Source organism: Pseudomonas sp. So3.2b (genome assembly GCF_019464415.1).
Lineage (GTDB): Bacteria > Pseudomonadota > Gammaproteobacteria > Pseudomonadales > Pseudomonadaceae > Aquipseudomonas > Aquipseudomonas shahriarae.
In genome coordinates, this window is the sequence record NZ_CP080494.1 from 5,869,742 (window position 1) to 5,887,253 (window position 17,512).

The 17,512-nt window shown below is 60.8% G+C and carries 16 protein-coding genes; 12 read left to right on the forward strand and 4 right to left on the reverse strand.

Going from position 1 to position 17,512, the window contains the following annotated elements:
• Positions 1-55 precede the first annotated feature (55 nt).
• Positions 56-457, forward strand: a complete 402-nt coding sequence (locus K1X80_RS26570) for a lysozyme inhibitor LprI family protein (protein ID WP_057440260.1) — start codon at positions 56-58, stop codon at positions 455-457.
• Between the two features lie 42 nt (positions 458-499).
• Positions 500-907 (forward strand): DUF3010 family protein, encoded by a 408-nt coding sequence (locus tag K1X80_RS26575; RefSeq protein WP_057960842.1) that lies wholly within the window; start codon positions 500-502, stop codon positions 905-907.
• A gap of 132 nt (positions 908-1,039) precedes the next feature.
• Here the strand turns inward: K1X80_RS26575 and K1X80_RS26580 are convergent, their stop codons facing one another.
• Positions 1,040-1,984 carry a GlxA family transcriptional regulator gene (locus K1X80_RS26580; RefSeq protein WP_120734267.1) on the reverse strand — a complete coding sequence of 315 codons (945 nt, stop codon included), beginning with the start codon at positions 1,982-1,984 and terminating at the stop codon, positions 1,040-1,042.
• A gap of 192 nt (positions 1,985-2,176) precedes the next feature.
• Between K1X80_RS26580 and K1X80_RS26585 the strand changes: the two genes are divergently transcribed.
• The 5 genes from K1X80_RS26585 to K1X80_RS26605 all read left to right on the forward strand — a co-directional run bounded on the left by K1X80_RS26585 (position 2,177) and on the right by K1X80_RS26605 (position 6,153).
• Complete coding sequence (locus tag K1X80_RS26585; RefSeq protein ID WP_057440257.1) at positions 2,177-3,115, forward strand: choline ABC transporter substrate-binding protein; 939 nt, start codon at positions 2,177-2,179, stop codon at positions 3,113-3,115.
• A gap of 78 nt (positions 3,116-3,193) precedes the next feature.
• A complete protein-coding gene (locus K1X80_RS26590) occupies positions 3,194-4,081 on the forward strand; it encodes a 3-keto-5-aminohexanoate cleavage protein (protein WP_220172581.1) in 888 nt (295 codons plus the stop codon).
• 57 nt (positions 4,082-4,138) lie between these two features.
• The gene (locus K1X80_RS26595) at positions 4,139-5,104 is read left to right on the forward strand and encodes an L-carnitine dehydrogenase (protein ID WP_200661401.1); all 966 of its coding nucleotides are present in this window, start codon (positions 4,139-4,141) and stop codon (positions 5,102-5,104) included.
• Between the two features lie 73 nt (positions 5,105-5,177).
• Complete coding sequence (locus K1X80_RS26600; RefSeq protein ID WP_057440254.1) at positions 5,178-5,651, forward strand: thioesterase family protein; 474 nt, start codon at positions 5,178-5,180, stop codon at positions 5,649-5,651.
• A 238-nt stretch (positions 5,652-5,889) separates the two neighbouring features.
• Complete coding sequence (locus K1X80_RS26605) at positions 5,890-6,153, forward strand: hypothetical protein (RefSeq protein ID WP_057440253.1); 264 nt, start codon at positions 5,890-5,892, stop codon at positions 6,151-6,153.
• Between the two features lie 95 nt (positions 6,154-6,248).
• Here K1X80_RS26605 and K1X80_RS26610 read toward each other — a convergent pair whose 3' ends face one another.
• A complete protein-coding gene (locus K1X80_RS26610; RefSeq protein WP_029300670.1) occupies positions 6,249-7,352 on the reverse strand; it encodes a GlxA family transcriptional regulator in 1,104 nt (367 codons plus the stop codon).
• Between the two features lie 593 nt (positions 7,353-7,945).
• Complete coding sequence (locus K1X80_RS26615; protein WP_128593313.1) at positions 7,946-9,322, reverse strand: L-serine ammonia-lyase; 1,377 nt, start codon at positions 9,320-9,322, stop codon at positions 7,946-7,948.
• Positions 9,323-9,749: 427 nt separating this feature from the next.
• Between K1X80_RS26615 and K1X80_RS26620 the strand changes: the two genes are divergently transcribed.
• The 3 genes from K1X80_RS26620 to choV all read left to right on the forward strand — a co-directional run bounded on the left by K1X80_RS26620 (position 9,750) and on the right by choV (position 12,784).
• On the forward strand, positions 9,750-10,697 hold the full coding sequence (locus K1X80_RS26620; protein ID WP_057960844.1) for a choline ABC transporter substrate-binding protein: 948 nt from the start codon (positions 9,750-9,752) through the stop codon (positions 10,695-10,697).
• A 66-nt stretch (positions 10,698-10,763) separates the two neighbouring features.
• Positions 10,764-11,609 carry a choline ABC transporter permease subunit gene (gene choW, locus K1X80_RS26625; RefSeq protein WP_057440251.1) on the forward strand — a complete coding sequence of 282 codons (846 nt, stop codon included), beginning with the start codon at positions 10,764-10,766 and terminating at the stop codon, positions 11,607-11,609.
• Entirely contained in the window at positions 11,606-12,784 is a 1,179-nt protein-coding gene (gene choV, locus K1X80_RS26630; protein WP_029300678.1) for a choline ABC transporter ATP-binding protein, read from the forward strand. The genes choW and choV overlap by 4 nt, the downstream gene beginning before the upstream one ends.
• Positions 12,785-12,936: 152 nt before the next feature.
• On the opposite strand, the gene K1X80_RS26635 is transcribed toward choV, so the two are convergent.
• Positions 12,937-14,874: a BCCT family transporter gene (locus tag K1X80_RS26635; RefSeq protein WP_225923893.1), complete on the reverse strand. Its 1,938-nt coding sequence runs from the start codon at positions 14,872-14,874 to the stop codon at positions 12,937-12,939.
• Between the two features lie 378 nt (positions 14,875-15,252).
• On the opposite strand from K1X80_RS26635, the gene betI reads away from it, so the two are divergent.
• The gene (gene betI / locus K1X80_RS26640; protein WP_057440248.1) at positions 15,253-15,846 is read left to right on the forward strand and encodes a transcriptional regulator BetI; all 594 of its coding nucleotides are present in this window, start codon (positions 15,253-15,255) and stop codon (positions 15,844-15,846) included.
• A 111-nt stretch (positions 15,847-15,957) separates the two neighbouring features.
• Complete coding sequence (gene betB / locus K1X80_RS26645; protein ID WP_057444317.1) at positions 15,958-17,430, forward strand: betaine-aldehyde dehydrogenase; 1,473 nt, start codon at positions 15,958-15,960, stop codon at positions 17,428-17,430.
• Positions 17,431-17,512: the final 82 nt, after the last annotated feature.

Genomic DNA, 17,512 nt, shown 5'->3' on the forward strand with positions numbered 1-17,512 from the left:
CTTTGGCCTACGCTTGAGCCAGAATTCGACCCATCCCCTGACATGAGAAGGCGCAATGAAACCGATTTTCCTGGCTTTGGTACTCCTCGCCACCGGCGTCCACGCGGCTGAAGACACCGACAGCACGCCGTGTGATGGCATCGAAAACGACAAACAGACCCTGGAATGCGCCTCCTACAACAAAACCACCGCCGAACAGCTGCTCAAGGATAACTACCAGAGCTTGCTGGAACGCATGGGCACTACCTACGCCAGCAACAAGGCACAGTTGGCAGACATCACCGCTCGTCTGAAGGATGCCCAGCAGAAGTGGGAAAAGTTACGGGATGCTGATTGCGCGGTGGATACCTTCCCGGCGGTGACCGGCACCCAGGCCTATGCCATTGCGCAGAATGACTGCCTGGCGCGGATGAGTGATGAGCGGTCGGAGTTTTTGGAGTCGATTGCCCAGGAATAAGCGACAATCGCGCCCATCCTTTTCTCTGAAACAAGGCTATCCATGACTCTCTGCGGCATCGAAATCAAAGGCAGCGAAGCCATTATCGCCGTTGCCGCCCAGGACCTGACCCACGTCGCCCTGGCCACCAAGAAAATCGCCCTCGAGGACGATGACGAGGCCGCCAACGTCAAAGCCTTTGCCCGCCAGGTGGCCGCGTTTGTGCGCGACAACGGCATCACCCGTATCGCGATCAAGAAACGCAGCAAGAAAGGCGAATTCGCCGGCGGCCCGACCACGTTCAAGATTGAAGGGGTATTGCAGTTGCTGGACGGCGTTGAAGTGACGCTGCTGTCGCCGCAGACCATCAATGCGCAGAACAAGAAGCATGACTTTGCATTGCCGGCGACGCTGAACAAGTATCAGCATGAGGCGTTTAAAGCCGCGTGCTCGGCCTTGGTAAAAAAATAAGCCCCACCACACATCCCATGAGGGAGCTGGCTTGCCTGCGATAGCGGTGGGTCAGCAACTTATCTGCCAACTGATACACCGCGATCGCAGGCAAGCCAGCTCCCACATGGGGTCGGCATATGCCCAATAGACTTACACCACCTCCCGCCGCCGATCCTCCCGCGGGCACTTGGCAAACCGCGCCCGGTAGCTGCGGGTGAAATACGACGGCGACTCAAACCCACAGGCAATGCTCACTTCCAGCACGCTCATGCCGCTCTGGCGCAATAACTGCCGGGCTTTTTCCAGGCGCAGGCCAAGGTAGAAGTTGCTCGGGGTGTCGTTCAGATGTAGGCGGAACAGGCGCTCCAGTTGTCGCCGCGTAACCTTGATCATCTGCGCCAGCACCAGGGTGCTCAGGGGCGGCTCGGTATGTAGCTCCATCTCGCCAATCACCTGCACCAGCTTCTGGTTGTTGATGCCGTAGCGCGTGGCGATCTGCATGCGCTGGTGGTCTTTGCGCGGGCGGATGCGGCCCAGCACGAACTGCTCGGAAACCTGGATCGCCAGCTCCGGGCCGTGGGCCTGGCTGATCAGGTCGAGCATCAGGTCGATGGACGCGGTGCCGCCGGCACAGGTGATGCGCCGGCGGTCGATCTCGAACAGTTCCTGGGTCACGGCCAGTGCGGGATAGGACTCTTTGAAGGCGTCGATGGCCTCCCAGTGCAGGGTCAGGCGGTAGCCGTCGAGCAGGCCGGCCTGGGCCAGGACGAAGCTGCCAGTGTCGATGGCGCCCAGGGTTACGCCGTCGTGGTCGAGACGGCGCAGCCAGTGCTCCAGGGCCGGAGTGGCGAATTCCAGCGGTTCGAAGCCGGCCACCACCAGTAGGGTCGCGCCTTTTTTCAGGGGCTCCAGCCCGGCGTCGGCATTGACCGACATGCCATTGCTCGCCAACACCGCGCCGCCATCCGCGCTCAATACGTGCCAGCGATACAGTTCACCGCGAAAGCGGTTGGCCACGCGCAGCGGTTCGATGGCGGAGATAAAGCCGATGGCGGAGAACCCCGGCATCAGCAGGAAGTAGAAATCCTGGGACATGGTGCGCACTCGTGAGACGGGTAGCGTGGTCTGTGATACGCCAGTTCCATCGCCCATTCAAGGGCACAAGGTCGCTGCAGTGCAAAAGTGGGTCGCCGCCGTGCGTTTTACCGGGCAGCAAGCTGGGTAACTTGGCTGCACGGCGCACAAAGACGCCGGAACCCACAATAACGACCTGCCGAGGGATCCATCATGAACCGACTGATCAGCCGCTGCGTGCTCGCACTCGGCGCCGTGTTGAGCACCAGCGCCTGGGCCGCCGATGCCGCCTCCTGTAAAAACGTGCGCATGGGCGTAGTGAACTGGACCGACGTGATCGCCACCAGCGCCATGACCCAGGTGCTGCTCGACGGCCTCGGCTACAGCACCAAGCAGACCAGCGCATCCCAGCAAATCATCTTCTCCGGCATTCGCGACCAGCGCCTGGACCTGTTCCTCGGTTACTGGAACCCGCTGATGACCCAGACCATCACACCTTTCGTCGACGCTGGGCAGGTCAAAGTCCTCGACGCGCCCAGCCTCAAGGACGCCCGCGCGACCCTCGCGGTGCCGACCTATCTGGCAGACAAGGGCCTGAAAACCTTCGCCGACATTGCCAAGTTCCAGAAAGAGCTGGGCGGCAAGATCTACGGCATCGAGCCCGGCTCGGGGGCCAATACCCAGATCAAGGCGATGATCGCCAAGAACCAGTTCGGCCTGGGCAAATTCCAACTGGTGGAGTCCAGCGAGGCCGGCATGCTCGCCGCCGTGGACCGCGCCGTGCGTCGCAAGGAAGCGGTGGTGTTTTTCGGCTGGGCGCCGCACCCGATGAACGTCAATGTGCAGATGACCTATCTGTCCGGCAGCGAGGACGCCCTGGGCCCCAACGAAGGTATGGCCACGGTCTGGACCGTCACCACCCCGACCTACGCCGAGCAATGCCCGAATGTGCACAAGCTGCTGACCAACCTGACCTTCACCGCCGCCGACGAGAGCCGGATGATGCAGCCGCTGCTGGAGCACAAGGATGCGTTCGAGTCCGCCAGGCAGTGGCTCAAGGATCACCCCCAGGACCAGCAGCGCTGGCTGGAAGGTGTGACCACCTTCGATGGCAAGCCGGCTGCGCAAAACCTGCAACTGAGCAGTAAATAACCTCTTTCAAATCACCGCTTCGCAGCTGATACCGGCTGCGAACGGCATCACTACGCCCGCCTGTAAGGAACCTGCCCCATGAACCACGACGTCATCATCACCTGCGCACTCACCGGTGCTGGCGACACGACCGCCAGAAGCCCCCACGTGCCGGTCACCCCCAAGCAAATCGCTGCAGCAGCAGGAGAAGCGGCCAAAGCCGGCGCCACCGTGGTGCATTGCCATGTGCGCGACCCGCACACCGGCAAATTCAGCCGCGACGTAGCGCTGTACCGCGAACTGATGGAGCGCATCCGCGAGGCGGACATCGACATCATCGTCAACCTCACCGCCGGCATGGGCGGCGACCTGGAAATCGGCGGCGGCGAGCACCCCATGGAGTTCGGCCCCAACACCGACCTGGTCGGCCCATTGACCCGCCTGGCCCACGTCGAAGCGCTGCTGCCGGAAATCTGCACCCTGGACTGCGGCACTCTGAACTTCGGCGATGGTGACACCATTTATGTGTCCACCCCGGCCCAGTTGCGTGCGGGTGCCAAGCGCATCCAGGAACTGGGAGTGAAGGCCGAGCTGGAGATTTTCGATACCGGCCACCTGTGGTTCGCCAAGCAGATGATCAAGGAAGGCTTGCTCGATGACCCGTTGTTCCAACTGTGCCTGGGCATCCCGTGGGGCGCGCCGGCCGACACCACCACCATGAAAGCCATGGTCGACAACCTGCCTGCCGACGCGGTGTGGGCCGGCTTTGGCATCGGCCGCATGCAAATGCCGATGGCGGCGCAGGCGGTGCTGCTGGGCGGCAATGTGCGGGTCGGCCTGGAAGACAATTTGTGGCTGGACAAGGGCGTACTGGCGACCAATGGGCAACTGGTGGAGCGGGCCGGGGAGATCCTCAGCCGCCTGGGCGCGCGAGTGCTGACCCCGGCTGAAGGCCGAACCAAGATGGGCCTGACCAAACGCAGCTAATCCCCCTGCCGCAACCGGCTCCCGCAATGAACCTCTTTAGCACTGGAAATTACCAAAATGAGCTTTATCACCGAAATCAAAACCTTCGCCGCCCTGGGCAGCGGTGTGATCGGCAGCGGCTGGGTGTCCCGCGCCCTCGCCCACGGCCTGGATGTGGTGGCCTGGGACCCGGCGCCCGGCGCCGAAGCCGCCCTGCGCAAGCGCGTCGCCAATGCCTGGGGCGCCCTGGAACAACAGGGCCTGGCGCCGGGCGCCTCCCAGGAGCGTCTGCGTTTTGTCGCGACCATCGAAGAATGCGTGCAAGACGCCGATTTCATCCAGGAAAGCGCCCCCGAACGCCTGGAACTGAAACTGGAACTGCACAGCAAAATCAGCGCGGCGGCCAAACCCGATGCCTTGATCGGCTCCAGCACTTCGGGGCTATTGCCCAGTGAGTTTTATGAAGGCGCCACGCACCCGGAACGCTGCGTGGTCGGCCACCCGTTCAACCCGGTTTACCTGCTGCCGCTGGTAGAAGTGGTCGGTGGCAAACACACCGCGCCCGAAGCAATCCAGGCCGCGATCAAGGTCTACCAATCTCTCGGTATGCGCCCGCTGCATGTGCGCAAGGAAGTCCCGGGGTTTATCGCCGACCGCTTGCTGGAAGCGCTGTGGCGTGAGGCGTTGCACCTGGTCAACGATGGGGTGGCGACCACCGGCGAGATCGACGATGCGATCCGCTTTGGCGCCGGCTTGCGCTGGTCGTTCATGGGCACATTCCTGACCTACACCCTGGCCGGCGGCGATGCCGGGATGCGGCATTTCATGACGCAGTTCGGGCCGGCACTGCAGTTGCCGTGGACGTACCTGCCGGCGCCGGAACTGACCGACAAACTGATTGATGATGTGGTTGATGGCACCCGTGAGCAGTTGGGCAGCCATAGCATTTCGGCGCTGGAACGCTATCGTGATGATTGCCTGCTGGCGGTGCTGGAGGCGGTGAAGACCACCAAGCAAAAACACGGCATGAGCTTCGCCGAATAACGGCGGTTGATATCTGTGGGAGCAGGCAAGCCAGCTCCTGCAGTTGACCGAGTACAGATCTGGAATTGACGACATGCCCGCACTGACGACCTACACCACCAACATCCTCCCTGACTGGGTCGATTACAACGGCCACCTGCGCGATGCGTTTTACCTGCTGATCTTCAGCTACGCCACCGATGCATTGATGGACACCCTGGGCCTGGACAGCGACCACCGCGAAGCCAGTGGCCACTCGCTGTTCACCCTGGAACTGCACCTCAATTACCTGCACGAAGTGAAACTCGGCGCCGAGGTCGAAGTGCATACCCAGTTGATCGCCCATGACAACAAGCGCCTGCATCTGTATCACAGCCTGCACCTGGTGGGCGAAGAGCGGGAGCTGGCGGGCAATGAGCAGATGCTGCTGCATGTCGACCTGGCGGGGCCACGCTCGGCCCCCTTCAGTGAGGGGGTTGCACAGCGGTTGACGGCCATCAGCACCGAGCAATCAGACCTGCCCCGGCCGGCCCTGCTCGGTCGCGTCATCGGCCTACCCGGCAAATAAAAAAAGCCCCGATCAAGCCGTGACAGGATCGGGGCAGAGTGCTTTGTGCGAGCGTGCGGGCCGAGGGTGACCAAACCTTCATTCTGCTTGCTTGAAAACCAGTGTGCCCGCAACCACCCTCGGCAACTGGCCCGAAAACGACCTGCTCATAGTCGTTCCAGCCATCGCGTCATTCAGCCCTTGCCGACCCGCTGGCGGCCCACCAGAATCAAAGGCTCCCCTAACCAGGATGAACATCATGATGCACGCGGATTTGATTGATCAGGATGACCTGCTGAGCCAACTGCGCTCCCTGGGTTTCGAGGTGTCCAGCGGCGCCACCGCCGAGCAGGCCTGTGAATGCGCGGTACGCGGTTTGAGTGAGGCGCGGGCCAAGGCACTCAAGGGTATGGTCGAGCAGATGTACACCAGCAGCGCGACGATTCTGCCGGCGGTGCGCCAGGCGATTGATAAGCAGTTGTTGCCGGCCCTGATGCAGTTCAAACAGAATTCCGGGGCCTGATACATCGCTATCGTCGGCAAGCCAGCTCCCACATTTGAAGGTATTCACAGATCAAAATGTGGGCGCTGGCGTGCCGGCGATGCAGACGCCTCGGCCTACAGCCTTACACTGGCAAACGTCGACTCATTGCGCGCCTGGCTCAACGCCGACATCGGCCCGGCCAGCGGTGACAACACCAGCGCCTGCGGAATCGGCATCATCGCCACTTGCTGGGTGGTGTTGGAACCTACGCGCTCATCCCGTGGCGGAATGCCGAAGTATTCGCGGTAGCACTTGGAGAAGTGCGGCGTGGACACAAACCCGCACACCGAGGCCACTTCGATGATCGACATCGGCGTTTGCTTGAGCAACTGCCGGGCGCGGATCAGGCGCAGCTTGAGGTAGTAGCGCGACGGCGAGCAGTGCAGGTATTTCTGGAACAGCCGCTCCAGCTGACGCCGCGAGACGGCGACATAGACGGCCAATTCATCGAGGTCGATCGGCTCTTCCAGGTTGGCTTCCATCAGCGCGACGATTTCCTGCAGCTTCGGCTGATTGGTGCCGAGCATGTGCTTGAGCGGCACGCGCTGGTGGTCCTGCTCATTGCGGATACGTTCGTACACGAACATCTCGGAAATCGCCGCCGACAGTTCACGGCCATGGTCGCGGCTGATCAGGTGCAACATCATGTCCAGCGGCGCGGTACCACCAGAACTGGTGAAGCGATTGCGGTCGAGGGTGAACAGGCGCGTACTCATCGACACCCGTGGAAAGGCTTCCTGCATCGACGCCAGGCATTCCCAGTGCACGCTGCAATCAAACCCGTCGAGCAAGCCGGCGCAGGCCAGGGCCCAACTGCCGGTGCACACCGCGCCGAGGCGGCGGGACTGGCGCGCCTGGCTTTGCAGCCACGACACATGTTCACGGGTCACGGTGCGCTGGATACCCACGCCGCCGCAGACAATCACGGTGTCCAGGGCCGGGGCTTTGTGCATGGAGCAATCGGGGGTGATTTGCAGGCCATCGCTGGCCCATACCTGGTTGCCGTCGACGCTCAAGGTAGTCCAGCGATACAGCTCGCGGCCGGACAATTGGTTGGCCATGCGCAGTGGTTCCACTGCGGACGCCAGGGAAATCAGCGTGAAATTGTCCAGCAGCAAAAAGCCGATGGATTGAGGCGCACGGTTCTGGGGTTGGGCCCCGGAGTTGAACGACGTCATCGCGGTATCTCCTCACACAAAGCAGGTAATGGCCTCAGGCGAGGCTCTTGTTATTGCGCTCGTCATCCGTCAGGAGAGAGGCTTTGAATTGATAGAGCAAATGCCATGCCTAAAGTTGAATAGGTATTCAATAACTCCTGAAAACGACCTGTTGAGGTGTCTATATAAGCCCGCGCCCGGCGTGGGGATATGACCCGGAAAAAGCCTACACTCAGGGTCTGTGAGCAGATCGGTAGCACTTGTGGGAAGGCGCTTTCAGGGCGTAGGAAAAGTGTGTCACCACACGCACAGGTGATGGGTGGTCGGAAGGGAAATCGTTTGGGGGCTACTTATCTGTTTGCGACGCGCTAAAAGGTGGCGTATCGGGGGTGGAGTGTTCACTTTATGAGCAGTGGGGTTTGACACACCACCATCGCGGGCAAGCCCCAATGCCAGTCAGTTAAACGCAGATCTCCTGTGGGAGCGGGCTTGCTCGCGAAAGCAGTGGGTCAGTCAACATCAATGTTTGCTGGGCCGACGTCTTCGCGGCGATGCGGCGATCCGACAAGCCCGCTCCCACATTTGATCTTCACTGCTTTGAGCATTGCGTTCGCTTAACACTCGACAGCACTCACCGCCAACCCACCCCGCGAGGTCTCCTTGTACTTGTCATGCATATCCGCCCCGGTATCGCGCATGGTGCGGATCACCCGGTCCAGGGAAATAAAGTGCTGGCCGTCGCCCCGCAGGGCCATCTGCGCGGCATTGATCGCCTTGACCGCGGCAATCGCATTGCGCTCGATACACGGCACTTGCACCAGGCCGCCCACCGGGTCGCAGGTCAGGCCCAGGTTGTGTTCCAGGCCGATTTCGGCGGCGTTGCACACCTGCTCCGGCGAGGCGCCAAGAATCTCTGCCAGCCCCGCCGCCGCCATGGCGCAGGCCGAACCGACTTCACCCTGGCAACCCACTTCGGCGCCGGAGATCGACGCATTCTTCTTGCACAGGATGCCGATGGCCGCCGCACCGAGAAAGTAGTCCACCACATTGGCCTCGGTGACTTCTTCGCTGAACTTCATAAAGTAATGCAGCACCGCCGGGATGATCCCCGCCGCGCCATTGGTGGGTGCGGTGACCATGCGCCCACCGGCGGCGTTTTCTTCGTTGACGGCCAGGGCGAACAGGTTGACCCACTCCATGGCGCTCAAGGTCGAGCCGATCACATTCGGCTTGCCCAGCTCTTGCAAACTGCGGTGCAACTTGGCGGCGCGGCGGCGCACATTCAGGCCACCGGGCAGGATGCCCTCATGCTTGAGACCTTGCTCGACACAATCCTGCATGGCATGCCAGAGTTTCATCAGGCCGCTGCGGATTTCTTCCTCGGAGCGCCACACCTTTTCATTGGCCAGCATCAGGTCGGCAACCCGCAGGTTGTGGGTGTTGCACAACTGCAACAACTCCACCGCACTGGAAAAATCATAGGGCAGTTCGGTGCGGTCCATATCCGCCACGCCGCTGCGCGCCTGGGCCTCATCCACCACAAAACCGCCACCCACTGAATAGTAGGTATCGCGATGCAACTCGGTCTGGGCGCCGTAGACCACCAGGGTCATGGCATTGGGATGGAACGGCAGGTTTTCGTCGATCAGGCGCATGTCCCGCGACCACACAAAGGGCACCGGCACACGGTTGTCCAGCAGCAGCGTCTGCGTCTCACGCAGGGTCTCGATACGCGGGCCGATCTGCGACGGATCAATCGCATCCGGCCACTCGCCCATCAGCCCCATGATCACTGCATTGTCGCTGCCATGCCCGATGCCGGTGGCCGACAACGAGCCATACAGCTGAACTTCGACGCGCTGCACCTGTTCCAAAAGAGCACGTTCACGCAAGTCCTGGACGAACAACGCCGCGGCTCGCATGGGGCCGACGGTGTGGGAACTGGACGGCCCGATGCCAATCTTGAACAGGTCGAAAACGCTGATAGCCATTGCGCGAAACTCCTCGATAGCACAGGCCAGGCGCAGTAACGCCTGGTGGCGGAGCTGCTACGCTCAAGTCGCCCAGATGGCGGCATCATCAAGCTTTCGTTGCGCCGTCCGGCGTCTGACACCGACATACCCATGCTCACCAGCGTCGTCCCCTCGCAATGGGGCGTAATCGCCGTTTTTTGCGGCGCAGATCGAGAAAAAGTGCAGTTTTGCCTGTGGAAAAACCTGTATGCGACGTCACCGACACTGGATACGACCATCCCTGTACTGGATGCGACCCACCCTGTAGGCGTCAGATTTTCACTGGTACATGATCAGTCTCGACTCGTTTGCAAGGTACCGAGGCTGCACGTTGCTCGCACGCCCCAACTGCAACACTTATAAGCGCGGTCTCGCACCGCCGGAAAAACACCAGGAGTCCAAACCCATGAAAGGTTCCCCCCCGTTGTTGTTGGCCGCCATGCTGAGTCTTCCCTTTGCGGCCCACGCTGCTGATCCCGAGCAGTGCAGCACCGTCAACTTCTCCGATGTCGGCTGGACCGATATCACCGTCACCACCGCCACCACCAGCGAAATCCTCAAGGGCCTGGGCTACAAGCCCCGGACCACGATGATTTCCGTGCCCGTGACCTACAAGTCCCTGGCTGATGGCAAAAACATGGATATCTTCCTCGGCAACTGGATGCCGACCATGGAAAACGACATCAAGCAGTACCGTGATGCCGGCACCGTGGAAACCGTGCGCGCCAACCTGGAAAACGCCAAGTACACCCTGGCAGTGCCACAAGCGCTGTACGACAAGGGACTGAAGGACTTTGCCGATATCGCCAAGTTCAAGAAGGAGCTGGGCGGCAAGATCTATGGCATTGAACCGGGCAACGACGGCAACCGCACGATCCAGAGCCTGATCGACAAAAATCAGTTCGGCTTGAAAGACGCAGGTTTCAAGGTGGTCGAGTCCAGTGAGGCGGGGATGCTCTCGCAAGTCGAGCGCGCCACCAAACGGGAGCAGGCCATTGTATTCCTGGGCTGGGAACCGCACCCGATGAACACCCGGTTCAAGATGAAGTACCTGACTGGCGGTGACGATTCATTCGGCCCCAACTACGGCCAGGCCACCATCTACACCAACACCCGCAAGGGCTACGTGCAGGAGTGCAGCAACGTCGGCCAGCTCCTGAAAAACCTGGTGTTCACCCTCGACATGGAAAGCACCCTGATGGGTAACGTCCTCGACGACAAAATGAAACCCGACGCCGCCGCCAAGGCCTGGCTGAAGAAGAACCCGCAAGTGCTCGACACCTGGCTCGCCGGGGTCACCACCCTTGATGGCAAACCAGGACTTGCCGCCGTAAAAGCCTACCTCGACAAGTAACCGCTGACCCTGGGCCGGCGCGCCGGCCCAGGATGTTTCCCTCTTCGCATGTGGACATTCACTACCATGCTGACTGAACAGAAAATCCCACTAGGCCAGTACATCGCTGCCTTCGTCGAATGGTTGACGCAGAACGGCGCCGATTATTTCGACGCGATCGCATCGACACTGGAAACGATGATCCACGGCGTGACGTTTGCGCTGACCTGGTTCAATCCGCTGGCATTGATCGGTCTGATTGCGCTGCTTGCTCACTACATTCAACGTAAGTGGGGGCTGACTGTATTTGTGATTGCCTCCTTCCTGCTGATCCTCAACCTGGGGTACTGGCAGGAAACCATGGAGACCCTGGCCCAGGTGCTGTTCGCCACCCTGGTCTGCGTGGTCATCGGTGTGCCGCTGGGCATTGTTGCCGCGCACAAACCGATGTTCTACACCGTGATGCGCCCGGTGCTCGACTTGATGCAGACCGTGCCGACCTTTGTTTACCTTATCCCGACCCTGACCCTCTTCGGGCTGGGTGTGGTGCCTGGCCTGATCTCCACGGTGGTGTTCGCGATTGCCGCGCCGATCCGCCTGACCTACCTGGGCATCCGCGATGTACCGCAAGAGTTGATGGATGCCGGCAAGGCCTTTGGCTGCTCGCGCCGCCAATTGCTCTCGCGCATCGAACTGCCCCACGCCATGCCGAGCATCGCTGCCGGTATTACCCAATGCATCATGCTGTCGTTGTCGATGGTGGTGATCGCGGCCCTGGTGGGCGCCGACGGCCTCGGCAAACCCGTGGTCAACGCGCTGAACACCGCCGACATTGCCCTGGGCTTTGAAGCCGGCCTGGCGATTGTGCTGCTGGCCATCATGCTCGACCGCATCTGCAAACAACCCGACGCCAAAGTAGGGGGTGATGCATGAGCATTATCCGATTCGACAATGTCGATGTGATTTTTTCCAAAGACCCACGCGAAGCCCTCAAGCTGCTGGACGAGGGAATGCACCGCAATGAAATCCTGAAGAAGACCGGGCAGATCGTCGGCGTGGAAAAGGCCAGCCTGGATATCGAGAAAGGCGAGATCTGCGTGCTGATGGGCCTGTCCGGCTCCGGCAAATCCAGCCTGTTGCGCTGTATCAACGGCCTTAACACCGTGAGCCGTGGCCAGTTGTTTGTCGAACATGAAGGACGCCAGATCGACATCGCCTCATGCACCCCGGCAGAGCTGAAAATGATGCGCACCAAGCGCATCGCCATGGTGTTCCAGAAGTTCGCCCTGATGCCCTGGCTGACCGTGCGTGAAAACATCAGCTTTGGCCTGGAAATGCAGGGCCGCCCCGAAAAGGAACGGCGCAAGCTGGTGGACGAGAAGCTTGAGCTGGTGGGCCTGACCCAATGGCGCAACAAGAAGCCCGACGAACTTTCGGGCGGCATGCAACAGCGCGTCGGCCTGGCCCGCGCCCTGGCGATGGACGCCGATATCCTGCTGATGGACGAACCCTTCTCGGCCCTCGACCCGCTGATCCGCCAAGGCCTGCAGGATGAGTTGCTGGAGCTGCAACGCAAACTGAGCAAGACCATCGTGTTCGTCAGCCACGACCTGGATGAGGCGCTGAAGCTGGGTAGCCGGATCGCGATCATGAAAGACGGCAAGATCATCCAGTACAGCGTGCCGGAAGAGATTGTGCTGAACCCGGCGGACGACTATGTGCGCACCTTCGTCGCCCATACCAACCCGCTGAACGTGTTGTGCGGCCGCAGCCTGATGCGCACCCTGGACAACTGCAAGCGGGTCAACGGCTCGGTATGCCTGGATCCGGGCGGCGATTCGTGGCTGGACCTGGCCGAAGGCAACACCATCCAGGGCGCACGGCAAAATGGCGTGGCAATGAACCTGCAGAACTGGGCGCCGGGGCAAGCCGTGGAAGGCCTGGGGCGGCTACCGACCTTGGTGGATTCGAATATCGGCATGCGCGATGCCTTGCAGATTCGCTACCAGACCGGCAACAAGCTGGTGCTGCACGACAACAACAAAGTGGTGGGGATTCTGGGGGACAGCGAGCTGTACCACGCCCTGCTGGGCAAGAACCTGGGCTAAAAGGCAACACAAAACAAATGCGGGAGCGGGCTTGCTCGCGATTGCAATGTATCAGTCAATGAACCTGGTACTGATACACCGCAATCGCGAGCAAGCCCGCTCCCACATTTTGACCAGATGGTGTCAGTGACGACACCACCCGCCTTCAACCATCAGCTATAGACACGGCCAAGGAGCTGCCGATGGCTTTCAAACTGATCGAGCACATCCCGGGTGATCTGCTCCTGGGTGAAGCCCATCAGGTCGTACTCCTGGCCGCCGTTGTGCAGGTAAACCTCGGCGCGGTAGTAGCGCGCACGCTCCTCGTCGGCCTCGATCGACTCACTCGGCGCCGCCAGGTAGCCGTCCAGGCTCACCTCGTAGACAAACGGGTTGCCTTCCATCTCGATCCGCACGCCAATGCAGCGCTTGGATTTACCCAGCAGCGTCTGCACATCCAGCCCTTGGGCGCGCAGGGCCACGGCGGCTTCTTCCAGCGCCGGGGTGACCTTTCTGTCCATAAAGCGCTGCACCACGGCCTGGCTCGGCTGCAGGTCCTGGGCAGTCAGGCGCTCGCTGAAACCACGACGGCCGCGTTCGGCCAATTGCGCCTGCTCCTGTTCGATGGCCACGTCCTGGCGCATGGCCTTGTGCAAACCGAACATAAAGAAGATCAGCACCACCGAGAACGGCAAGCCCGCCAGCACCACCATGGTCTGCATGGCTTCAAAGTTGCCCGCAAACAGCAAGCCGATGGTCACCAGGGTGATCACCGCCGACCAGAAGATCCGCAGCCAGTGCGGCGCATCCTCATCCACGTTGCCACCTTTGCACGACAGGTTGGCCATCATCACCGCGCCGGAATCCGCCGGCGTCAGGAACAGCACAAAACCCACAAAGATCGACACGCCGATCACCACTTTCGACGCCGGGTAGTACTCCAGCAACTGGTAGATCGCCATGGAGGGTTGCTCCAACGCCGTCTTGCCCAGCTCCACGGCGCCATGGTTGAGCACCAGGTCCAGGGCCGAGTTGCCGAAGATCGACAGCCACGCCAGGGTAAAGCCCAGCGGGATCAGCAGCACGCCCGCCACCAGTTCGCGTACCGTACGGCCACGGGAAATACGCGCGATGAACATGCCCACGAACGGTGCCCAGGAAATCCACCAGGCCCAGTAGAACAGGGTCCACAGGCCCATCCAGCGCTCGGACTTCTCACCATCGCCTTCGTACACGTAGAGGTCGAAGGTTTTCAGCACCAGACCGTTCATGTAGTCGCCGATGTTCTGCACAAAGCCGTTGAGCAGGTGCAGGGTCGGGCCAAACAGCAGCACAAAAATCAGCAGGCCGCTGAACAGCACGATGTTCAGGTTGGACAAGCGACGAATGCCGTTCTCCACGCCCGACACGGCGGCGATGGTCGCCACGGTGCTCATCACGATGATCACGATCAGCAGGTTGGTATTGCTGTGCTCCATGCCGAACAGGTTTTCCAACCCGGACGACACTTGCATCGAACCAATCCCCAGGTTTGTCACCAGGCCCAGCAGGGTCACGAACATGCCGAAGCCGTCCACCGCGTGACCCGCCGCGCCTTTGACCCAACGCTCGCCCATCAATGGGTACAGCGCCGAACGCAGGGCCAGCGGCTGGTTATGGCGGTAGGCGAAGTACGCCACGGCCAGGCCGACCAGCGCGTAGATCGCCCAGCCATGCAGGCCCCAGTGCAGGAAGGTCAGCTGCAACGCCTGGCGCGCGGCCATATGGGTGGCGGCGGCGCCTTCGGGCGGGTTGAAGTAGTGGTCCAACGGCTCGGACGCGCCGAAGTACAGCAACGAAATGCCGATGCCCGAGGAGAACAACATGCCGGCCCAGGCGCCGTAACTGAAGTCCGGGGTATCAGCCTTGCTGCCCAGCTTCAGTTTGCCGTAGGACGAAAACGCCAGGCCCACCACAAATACCAGGTAGGCGGCGATGACCACCATGTAATACCAGCCAAAGCTTTTCGAGAGCCAGGTCTGGGCGACTCCCAGCATTCTGCCGGCCTCTTGCGGGGCGATGATCAGAACGGCGGTCAACAACAGGATCAACGCGGTAGAGGTGTAGAACACCCAACCGTTGACCCGCACTTTTTCCGGTGGGGTCTTTATTAGAGAGGCAGAACTCATGGCACAGAGGCTCCGGGCAGTGCGAGAGAGGACACAAGGCAGCGCTTGACCCACGCCATCGATTTTTCGGCAGTCGACGGACGGGTGTTATAAAGACATCCCGAAAAACCCCAGACCCCAGCAACGCGCTGTCATGGGCTGTTTCAAGGGTTTTTACGGATGTCAGATGCGTCTGCCGACACGTAGGAAATACCTGTAGGCAGCGACCATTTGTCGCAGATCTTATTCTTTGTTGATTGAACGTTCAATCAAAACAAAATAGACTGGCCTTCACGCCGACGAACGTTTACGCCCGTCGGCAGGCCTAAGGAGAGGTGCTACATGCCCAAGGTCGGTATGCAACCCATACGCCGCCAGCAGTTGATCGAAGCCACATTGACGGCCATAGATCAGGTCGGGATGGGGGATGCCAGCATTGCGCTGATCGCCCGTTTGGCCGGCGTCTCGAACGGCATCATCAGTCACTACTTTCAGGACAAGAACGGCCTGATCGCCGCAACGATGCGGTACCTGATGAATGTGCTGATCGAGAATGTCCACGAACGCCGGCAGGCATTGAAGGAAGACACCCCGCGGGCGCACCTTCAAGTGATTATCGGCGGCAACTTCGACGCCAGCCAGGTCAACGGCCCGGCAATGAAAACCTGGCTGGCCTTCTGGGCCACCAGCATGCACCACCCGTCTTTGCACAGGTTGCAGCGGATCAACGATCACCGCCTGTATTCCAACCTGTGCTGCCAGTTCCGCCGTGTGCTGCCGCTGGAAGATGCACGCAGCGCAGCCCGAGGCCTGGCGGCCTTGATCGACGGTTTGTGGTTGCGCGGCGCCCTGTCGGGAGACGCTTTCGACACGGAGCAGGCGCAACGGATCGCTTACGAATACATGGATTTCCAATTGGCCAAGCAGGTGAGTTAGAGCACACATAAACGCTCAACCCCTGAACGGCTACTGAACGGTGTTGCCAGAACCTTATGGCTGCACCTTTTGGTGGTTAACGCCAACCACTTATGCACTTGCGAGGACTTTATGGCCCGTTTCGAACTGCAAAAACTCTACATTGACGGCGGCTACAGCGACGCTGGCAGCGATGCCACCTTCGAAGCCATCAACCCGGCTAACGGTGAAGTTCTCGCCAACGTGCAACGCGCCACATTCGAAGACGTTGAGCGTGCGGTGGTCAGCGCCGAAAAGGGCCAGAAAATCTGGGCCGCCATGACCGCCATGGAGCGTTCGCGCATCCTGCGTCGCGCCGTGGAAATCCTGCGCGAGCGCAACGATGAACTGGCGGCCCTGGAAACCCTGGACACCGGTAAATCCTTCTCTGAAACCAAGTACGTCGACATCGTCACCGGCGCCGACGTGCTGGAATACTACGCAGGCCTGGTGCCCGCCATCGAAGGCGAGCAGATCCCGCTGCGTACCACCTCGTTCGTCTACACCCGCCGCGAGCCGCTGGGCGTGGTCGCCGGTATCGGCGCGTGGAACTACCCGATCCAGATCGCCCTGTGGAAGTCCGCCCCAGCCCTGGCTGCCGGCAACGCGATGATCTTCAAGCCAAGCGAAGTCACCTCGCTGACCACCCTGAAACTGGCCGAAATCTACACCGAAGCTGGCGTGCCGGATGGCGTGTTCAACGTTCTGACCGGTAGCGGTCGTGAAGTCGGCACCTGGCTGACCGAGCACCCACGCATCGAGAAAATCTCCTTCACCGGCGGTACCGACACCGGCAAGAAGGTCATGGCCAGCGCTTCGAGCTCCTCGCTCAAAGACGTCACCATGGAACTGGGCGGCAAATCCCCGCTGATCATTTTCGACGACGCCGACCTGGATCGCGCCGCCGACACCGCGATGATGGCCAACTTCTACAGCTCCGGCCAGGTCTGCACCAACGGCACCCGTGTGTTCATTCCAAAGCACCTGCAAGCCGCCTTTGAAGCCAAGATCGTTGAGCGTGTTGCGCGCATCCGCGTTGGCAACCCAGAAGACGAAAACACCAACTTCGGCCCACTGGTCAGCTTCGCCCACATGGAAAGCGTGCTGGGCTACATCGCCAAGGGCAAGGAAGAAGGCGCACGCCTGCTGTGCGGCGGCGACCGCCTGACCGACGGCGACTTCGCCAAGGGCGCATTCGTGGCACCGACCGTGTTCACTGACTGCACCGACGACATGACCATCGTGCGTGAAGAAATCTTTGGCCCGGTGATGAGCATCCTCACCTACGAGACCGAAGAAGAAGTGATCCGTCGTGCCAACGACACCGACTTCGGCCTGGCCGCTGGTCTGGTGACCAAGGACCTGAACCGCGCCCACCGCGTGATTCATCAGTTGGAAGCGGGTATCTGCTGGATCAACGCCTGGGGCGAGTCCGACGCGAAGATGCCGGTTGGCGGCTACAAGCAGTCGGGTGTTGGCCGTGAGAACGGCATCAGCTCGCTGAACAACTTCACCCGCATCAAATCGGTACAGGTTGAGCTGGGCGACTACGCCTCGGTGTTCTAAACCCGAGTTCTGTATTGCCTGCGGGGCCGCTATCGCGGGCGAGCCCGGCTCCCACATTTTGATTGTGGGAGCTGGCTTGCCT